A 7,341-nucleotide genomic window follows, 5' to 3' on the forward strand; every position below is an offset into this window, starting at 1 on the left:
TTCCCTGACACGGAAGAGGTCACTGGTTCGATCCCAGTATCGCCCACCAGCACGACGAAGCCCCTGACCGGCTCCCCGGTCAGGGGCTTCGTCGTCCTTGGGCACGGAGGGGACGCCGCAGGCTCTGGGTCAGTGTCGACGCCTGCCGCGACACGGCGGTGCCCGTCATGATCCCGAGCGCGATCGCGAAGAGCGCCAGCACCAGATCCACGAGCTCGGTGACAGCCTGCGCACCGGACGTGGCCACCTCCGAGATCCCGATGAAGCCCAGCGAGCCGGGCACGAGCAGCCAGAAGCCGGGCAGCGTCGTCACGAGCCGCGACGGGCCCGTCCGTGCCCGCGCGACGACCCGCGCCACGACGACCAGCACGAAGCCGCCCAGGAAACCCGAGAGCTGCGGGGACAGGAGCACCGCCCCCACGGCCTGCGCGACGAACGCCGCGTACAGGGTCAGCGCGATCCAGCCCAACGAGCGGCGGGGCGCCGACGAGTACAGCACGTCCCCGCAGGCCACGAACGTCACGCCGACGTACGCGACCCAGGCAGGCAGGGGCGCCCCCGCCACCGGCTCCGGCGTCCCGACGGCAGCCACGCCGGCGACGACGCCGAAGGCGAGGAGGAGCAGCTGACCGAGCCCGTGCACCAGCCGGCTCGCGCCCGACACCACCTGGTGGTGCGTGAGCTCCATGGTGGCCGTGGTGAGCGCGGCGCCGGGCAGCAGGCTGACCAGGGGCGGCGCGACGAGGTCGACGAGGCTGGCGTCGACCAGCGGGCCGACGACGCCGATCGCCAAGACCGTGACGAGGAACGACGCGAGGACGGGCAGGGCGTTCGCGAGGGCGCTCCCCCGCGGCACGCTCACCTGCAGGACGCCGACGACGAGCCCGAGGGCCGCGACCCCGACGACCGAACCGGCGGTGGGTTGCTGGCACAGGGCGAAGCCGACGGACAGCAGGACGTGCCCGAGCACGGCCACCACGGGACCGAACCGGGCCGGCGCCGCGGCGATCTCGGCCAGCCGCATGCGCGCGTCCCGCAGCGACACGCGCGCCGCGGCCACGTCCTCGACGAGCGTGTCGAGGGCGCCGACCTGGTCCACGTGGAAGCCGAGCCCCGTCGAGCTCTCGTAGTAGGTGCGCACGTCGTCCGGCTCGTCGACCTGCACCAGCACGCCCGTGGGCACGACGAACGCGCGCACCTCCGCCTCGCCGCGGGTCCGCGAGACCTGGCGGAGCGCGTCCTCGACCTCGTTCGTCGCCTGCCCCGCGTCGAGCAGCCCGACGCCGAGCTCGGTGAGGAGCGGCACGAGGTCCGGGTCCACCACGTGCCGGGGCGCAGGCTGCGGCCGACTGGCGGGACCGCCTGCGTGCAGGACCGCGGCGAGACGCTCCCGCCAGCCTCGTCGCCGCGGCGGGGCCGGCTCCCCGCCCTGGCCCTCGCCCATGCGTCTCCGTCCTCGCCCCGCGCCGACGTCGCCCTCGGACGCACGCGCCCGCTCGCAGCATCAGGCCTGACGGCGCGGAGCGCGAACGCAACGGGACAGATCGTCCGGACGACAGCGGACGACCGAGGAGCGACAGACGAGCGACAGAGGGCGACCGGCACGGCGTCGCAGGTCACACGGCCGCGATTGGACCAGCCCGCCCCTGGCCGGGTAATGTTCCTCAGGCGCCGAGAGGCCGGGGGGAACCCCGGAGCTCCTTGGTCGCGCGGATGTGGCTCAGTTGGTAGAGCATCACCTTGCCAAGGTGAGGGTCGCGGGTTCGAGTCCCGTCATCCGCTCCGAGCTCTGCATTCCCGTCTCGGGAGCGCAGCAGCCGTTTGGGCGATTGGCGCAGCGGTAGCGCGCTTCCCTGACACGGAAGAGGTCACTGGTTCGATCCCAGTATCGCCCACCAGCACGAGGCCGTCCCGGACCACCGGGGCGGCCTTCGTCGTTCTCCACCCGCTTCCCGAGCCCAGCGCGACCGGCCGGTCTCGCCCGTCGCTCTCGTCACCGTCGCGGCGTAGCGTCAGAACCATGTGCCGCAACATCACGACCTTGCGGGGGCTCGAGCCGCCCGCCACCGACGAGGAGATCCAGGCCGCCGCGGAGCAGTTCGTCCGCAAGGTGACGGGCGTCCAGCGATCAGCGGGTCCCGCCACGCGCGAGCCCTGCGAGGAGGCCACCGCCGAGATCGCCGAGATCGTCACGCGCCTGCTGGGCGAGCTCCCGGCCCGGCGCCAACCTCCGAAGACGGTGCCGCCGCTGCGCCGCGAGGAGGTCCAGGCCCGCATCGCCGCGCGCCAGGCAGCGCGCGAGGAGCACGAACGGATGCACGAGCTCGGCATCGCCCACACGCACTAGGCTCGCCCGCGTGAACCACGCTTCGCCCGCCCCTGTCGACGAGCCTGTCGACGAGCCTGCCGCCGGCTCTCCCGACCCGGTCTCCGCGACCATGCACCGGGCCAAGGCGGCCGCACGGGCGTCGCACGTCACGGTGGGCCAGGTGCGGCACGTCGCGGGCGGCGTGGTCGAGATCGACTGCTCGTGCGGGATGGTGCTCACCAACGGGCCGGACTGGTCCCTCGACGAGCACATCCGCCTGCACCGCGCGGAGGCCCGCTACGTCGCGCTGAGCCGCGTCGCACCCGCCGGGATGCCGCGGCTGGTCCCCGTCGGAGCGGACCGCCTCCCCCGCTGAGGCGCAGCGCGGCCCTGCGGTCAGAGCTCGTCGGGGTCGTCCCAGGACACTCCGCTGGAGGAGCCCTCCATGGGGCCGTGCTCGGCCGCCGTGAGGGACGTCGGCGCCTTCGCCGCGTCGCCTCCCGCTCGCGCGTCGCCGAGCCGGTCGTCCTGCGGGCGGCGCCGGGGTGCCAGCCGCGCCTGCGAGGCGATCGACTCGTCCAACCTGTCCTTCACTGTCGCCGGGGTGACGGCGTCCGTGTGGTGCGTGCTCATGGGCCCAGGTCTAGCAGCAGCCGCGCCGGCCCGCCTGCGCTTGGCACAGTATTTTTGTCCAAGATCACCCGCGTCATGGCCGCCGCCTCCGCGCCTGCACGTGCCCCGGACGCCTCCTGACCGGCGCGTGCACGCTGGGCCGGTGCGCGCGCAGCCAGCCCCCGGACCACAAGCCGCGTGGACGGGTGCCCGTGGCTAGAGTGTCGGCCGTGACCGCTGCCGAGCCTGGCCTCGCCGACAGGGCGGCGCCCGGCCCCCCGCCCCCGCTCCCGCGCACGCAGGACCGCTGGCCGGGGCCCCGCCCCGTCGTCTGGGCCCCGCGTGCCCACACGGTCGAGGTGGTCCTGTCAGCGACGGGCGACCGGCTGCCGCTGCGCCTCGTGGGCGCGCACGAGCCCGGCTACTGGCGCGCCGACGACGAGCTGGCGGTCGGCACCGACTACATGTTCTCGATCGACGGCAGGGCTCCGGTCCCCGACCCGTGCAGCACCTCCCTGCCGCACGGCTTCCACGGGCCGTCCCGCGTGCTGGATCCGGACTTCCCCTGGACGGACGACGCCTGGCACGGCGCCGACCTCGGCGTCGGAGCCCTCCTGCGGGTCGACATCTCGACGTTCACGCCCGAGGGCACCCTCGACGCCGCCGCAGACCGCCTGGCGGACGTCGCGGACGCCGGCGTGGTCGGCGTCGAGCTCTCCCCCGTCGCCGCGTTCGACCTGGAGCGCGGGCCCGTCGGGGGCGTCCGCCTCTTCGCCGTGCACGAGGCGTTCGGCGGACCGCGCGCCCTGCAGCGGTTCGTCGACCGCGCGCACGCGCACGGCCTCGCCGTCGTGCTCGACGCCCCGCACCGCTGGGCCGTCGCCGACCGGCTCGGCCTGCACGCCTTCGGCCCCTATGCGGCCGGGTCGCGTATCGGCCCCCGCACCGGGGCCAGGCCGAGCCCTGCGGGCTCGGACAGCCCGCGCCTCAACCTCGACGGGACCGGCAGCCGGGGACCGCGAGACTTCCTCGTGGCCGACGCCGAGCGGTGGCTGCGCGACTTCCACGTCGACGGCCTGCTCCTCGACGTCGAGGCCCTCGTCGACCGCTCCGCGGTCCCGTTCCTCGGCGAGCTCGCCGAGGACGTCCACCGCCTCGGCGAGCGGCTCGGCCGTCGCGTCGCCCTCCTCGTGGACGGGCCGGGGCGCAGCGACCGGCTGACGACGGTCGTGCACGACATCCTCGCCGCCCCGGGTGACGACGACCGCGCCCAGGACCTGCGCAGGCTCGCCCAGGAGGTCTTCCCGCCCGCGTCCGACGCGCCCTGGCGCCCGCCGAGCCTGCGCCGCGCGCACCGCGCCACCCAGCGCGCCGCCTCGGTGCTCGTCCGCGACCTCACACGGCTCCCCGCCGCGAACCGGTCCGTCCCGTGGACGCCCGACGCGCACGAGGCCGACCTGGCGGCGACGGTCGTCACGGACGACGACCGGGCCTGCCTGCTCACCTTCGCGATCCTCGCCGGCACACCCCCGGTGCTCGACACCGAGCACGTGCCCGTCCCCGCCCGGGACGCGCGCACACGGCGGCTCGTGGCGTGGACCCGGACCCTCGTGGCGCTGCGCCCGGCGGCGTCGGCCGACCGCGACCAGGCGGTGGAGGTCCGGACCGACGGGACGACGCTGCTCGGGCTGCGTGGCCGTACCGTCGTCGCGCTCGTCACCGGCACGGAGGGAGCGACCCTCGACGTCACCGAGCTGCCGGACGACACGCGGCTCGTCGCTGCCTGGGACCCCGACGGCACGGCGTACGAGGGCGGCAGCCTGCGCCTGCCGCCCCGGTCGCCCGCGGTCCTGCACACCGGCCCGCTCGAGCCGTAGCCGGCCCGGCGGCGAGGTCGCGGTCAGGCCGCGAGGCGGCGCCCCTCCTCGGCGAGCGCGCCCAGGCGCGAGAGCGCCCGAAAGTACTTCTTGCGGTAGCCGCCGCGGAGCATCTCCTCGGAGAACAGGTGCTGCCCGGCGTCGCCGGCGAGCAGGACGGGCACGTCGCGGTCGTAGAGGCGGTCGACGAGCACCACCAGCCGCAGCGCCACCTCCTGGCGCTGCACGGGCCGCACGCCGGTGAGCGCCACCAGCTCGACGCCGTCGAGCAGGGCGCCGTAGCGGCTCGGGTGCACGGTGGCGAGATGGGCGAGCAGGTCGTCGAACTCGTCGAGGACCGCGCCGGGCCGGGCGGCGGCGGCGCGCGCCACGACGTCCCTGGCCAGCGCCTCCGACTCCGTGACCACCGCGCGGTGGCGGTAGTCCTTGCCGTCCACCCGCAGCACCTCGAAACGTGACGAGAGCGCCTGGATCTCGCGCAGGAAGTCCTCCGCGGCGAAGCGGCCCTCCCCCAGCGCCTCGGGCAGGGTGTTCGAGGTGGCGGCGAGGGCGACGTCGCGGTCCGCGAGCTCGCGCAGCAGACGGGACATCAGCACCGTGTCGCCCGGGTCGTCCAGCTCGAACTCGTCGATGCAGACGAGCCGGCGGCTGGCCAGCGCCTCGACGGTCGGGAGGAAGCCGAGGGCGCCCACCAGGTTCGTGTACTCGACGAACGTGCCGTACGCGACCGACCCGTCTCCCAGCGCGGCCGTGACCTCGTGCGCCAGGGAGGTGAGCAGGTGCGTCTTGCCGACGCCGAAGCCACCGTCCATGTACACCGCCGGGGCGGCCTTGCGACGCCCGAACAGCGCCTTGAGGCCGGACGCGCGCGCCGCCGTGATCTCGCGGGCGACCTCCTGCAGCCGGGCCGGCACCGTCGTCTGGCTCGGGTGTGCCGGGTCGGCGCGGTACGTCGAGAACCTGGCCTGCGCGAAGTGGCGCGGCGGCACGAGGTCCGCGAGCAGCCGGTCCGGCGAGACGGTCGGGCGGACGGCCGACAACGACGGCACCGAGCCCTCCCGGGGGCCGGGAGTCGGGGGCGTCGCGGCGGTGTCCTGCGTGAGCGTCACGACCGTCAAGGCTACGCCGCGTCAGTACGCTGGCCGCTGTGAGATCTGCCACGACGCCGCTGGACCTGCTCGTCCCCGGTCCCGAGCACCTGCCCCCCGACCCGGCCGAGACCCGGCTCGCCGCGCTCTACGAGACGCCTGCGGGCACACCGTCCGTCCGGGCCAACATGGTCGCGACGGTCGACGGCGGGGCCTGGGGCGCCGACCACCTGTCCGGGTCCATCAACGACGACGCGGACTGGCGCGTGTTCCGCGTGCTGCGCGCGGCGGCCGACGTCGTCCTGATCGGCGCCGGCACGGCGCGGCACGAGGGCTACACGGCGCTCGACCGGCCCGCCGGCCTCGCGTCCGCCGCCGAGCAGCCCCTCGAGCTCGCGCTGGTGTCGCGCTCGGGCCGGGTGCCGCAGCAGCTCACCACCGGCGACCGGCCGCCCCTGGTCCTCACCGGCGCCGCCGGGGCCCGGACCGCGGCGCGGATGCTGCCCGCCGACCGCGTCCTGGCGCTGCCTGCGGCGCACGACCCGGACGAGGTCGACCTCCGCGCCGGCCTCGCCGCGCTGGCTGACCGAGGGCTCGCGCGGGTGCTGTGCGAGGGCGGGCCGACGCTGCTCGCCGCGATGCTCGCGGACCACCTGGTGGACGAGCTGTGCGTCACGACCAGCCCGCTGACCGTGGGGCCCGGGCCGTCACGGATCGTCGCCGCCCCGCCGCACGGCCCCGTCGACACGCCCGCCGGGGGCGTCCCGGCGGCCCCGCCGGCGCCCGCGCGGCTCGCGCACCTCCTGCACGCGCCGGGCACGGGCACCCTCCTGGCGCGGTGGCTGCTGCGCTGACCTCGCGCGCGGCGCACCGGATGACTACGGTGCAGGCATGCCGACGACCGTCGTCCTCACCGAGGACGCCCTCACCGACGCCGACGTGGCGCACATCCTGTCCCTGCACGACGACCAGGCCGAGCGCTACCGCGTGCTCGTCCCCTCGGACACCGACCGCAACGTCGTGGCCGCGATCATCGACCACCTGTGGGTGGGTGAGCTGCGCGAGGCCGGGCAGGACCTCGTGGGCAAGGAACCCACCACCGCCGAGGCGCGGGTGACCGCCGCCGACCGCCTCGCGCGGTCGCTGGCCGCGCTGCGCGCGGCCGGGGCCGTGGCCGACGGCGAGGTCACCGACGAGGACCCGCTGCCCGCGCTGAGCGCGGCGGTCACGGCCGAGGGCGGGCCGGAGGGCGTGGCGGACGTCGTCGTCGTCACCTACCCGCACGTGGTGGCGGACACCTTCCGGTCCGACTGGGCCTCCCGCGCCCGCGAGCACCTGCACGCGCCCGTGCTGCACCTGTACGCCGGCACCAGCGAGATCGGCGACTGAGACCGACCCAGGAGTCCTCACGACCCCGGACGAGCACGACGGGCCCGCACCCTGCGCAGGGTGCGGG

At 75.6% G+C, this 7,341-nt stretch carries 8 protein-coding genes and 2 tRNA genes; 7 read left to right on the plus strand and 3 right to left on the minus strand.

Annotated features, from left to right (window positions below; all coding sequences use genetic code 11):
• Positions 1-79: 79 nt before the first annotated feature.
• Positions 80-1,444 carry a threonine/serine exporter ThrE family protein gene (locus tag ACFT55_RS17850; RefSeq protein ID WP_380245188.1) on the minus strand — a complete coding sequence of 455 codons (1,365 nt, stop codon included), beginning with the start codon at positions 1,442-1,444 and terminating at the stop codon, positions 80-82.
• 265 nt (positions 1,445-1,709) lie between these two features.
• Here ACFT55_RS17850 and ACFT55_RS17855 point away from each other — a divergent pair.
• The 4 genes from ACFT55_RS17855 (at position 1,710) to ACFT55_RS17870 (ending at position 2,684) form a co-directional block, all read left to right on the plus strand.
• Positions 1,710-1,782 (plus strand) — tRNA-Gly (locus tag ACFT55_RS17855).
• Between the two features lie 41 nt (positions 1,783-1,823).
• Positions 1,824-1,898, plus strand: a tRNA-Val gene (locus ACFT55_RS17860).
• Between the two features lie 122 nt (positions 1,899-2,020).
• The gene (locus tag ACFT55_RS17865) at positions 2,021-2,347 is read left to right on the plus strand and encodes a DUF2277 domain-containing protein (protein ID WP_380245189.1); all 327 of its coding nucleotides are present in this window, start codon (positions 2,021-2,023) and stop codon (positions 2,345-2,347) included.
• 10 nt (positions 2,348-2,357) lie between these two features.
• A complete protein-coding gene (locus ACFT55_RS17870; protein ID WP_380245190.1) occupies positions 2,358-2,684 on the plus strand; it encodes a hypothetical protein in 327 nt (108 codons plus the stop codon).
• 20 nt (positions 2,685-2,704) lie between these two features.
• Here ACFT55_RS17870 and ACFT55_RS17875 read toward each other — a convergent pair whose 3' ends face one another.
• Positions 2,705-2,941 (minus strand): hypothetical protein, encoded by a 237-nt coding sequence (locus ACFT55_RS17875; protein ID WP_380245191.1) that lies wholly within the window; start codon positions 2,939-2,941, stop codon positions 2,705-2,707.
• A gap of 209 nt (positions 2,942-3,150) precedes the next feature.
• Here ACFT55_RS17875 and ACFT55_RS17880 point away from each other — a divergent pair, with 209 nt between their 5' ends.
• The gene (locus tag ACFT55_RS17880; protein WP_380245192.1) at positions 3,151-4,797 is read left to right on the plus strand and encodes a hypothetical protein; all 1,647 of its coding nucleotides are present in this window, start codon (positions 3,151-3,153) and stop codon (positions 4,795-4,797) included.
• Positions 4,798-4,820: 23 nt separating this feature from the next.
• On the opposite strand, the gene zapE is transcribed toward ACFT55_RS17880, so the two are convergent.
• Entirely contained in the window at positions 4,821-5,906 is a 1,086-nt protein-coding gene (zapE, locus tag ACFT55_RS17885; RefSeq protein ID WP_380245193.1) for a cell division protein ZapE, read from the minus strand.
• A gap of 38 nt (positions 5,907-5,944) precedes the next feature.
• On the opposite strand from zapE, the gene ACFT55_RS17890 reads away from it, so the two are divergent.
• Both ACFT55_RS17890 and ACFT55_RS17895 read left to right on the plus strand, forming a co-directional pair.
• Entirely contained in the window at positions 5,945-6,739 is a 795-nt protein-coding gene (locus ACFT55_RS17890; RefSeq protein ID WP_380245194.1) for a dihydrofolate reductase family protein, read from the plus strand.
• Between the two features lie 37 nt (positions 6,740-6,776).
• Entirely contained in the window at positions 6,777-7,274 is a 498-nt protein-coding gene (locus ACFT55_RS17895) for a hypothetical protein (RefSeq protein WP_380245195.1), read from the plus strand.
• The last annotated feature ends 67 nt before the right edge of the window (positions 7,275-7,341 follow it).

This window comes from Isoptericola sp. NPDC057191 (genome assembly GCF_042670225.1).
Taxonomy (GTDB): Bacteria; Actinomycetota; Actinomycetes; order Actinomycetales; family Cellulomonadaceae; genus Isoptericola.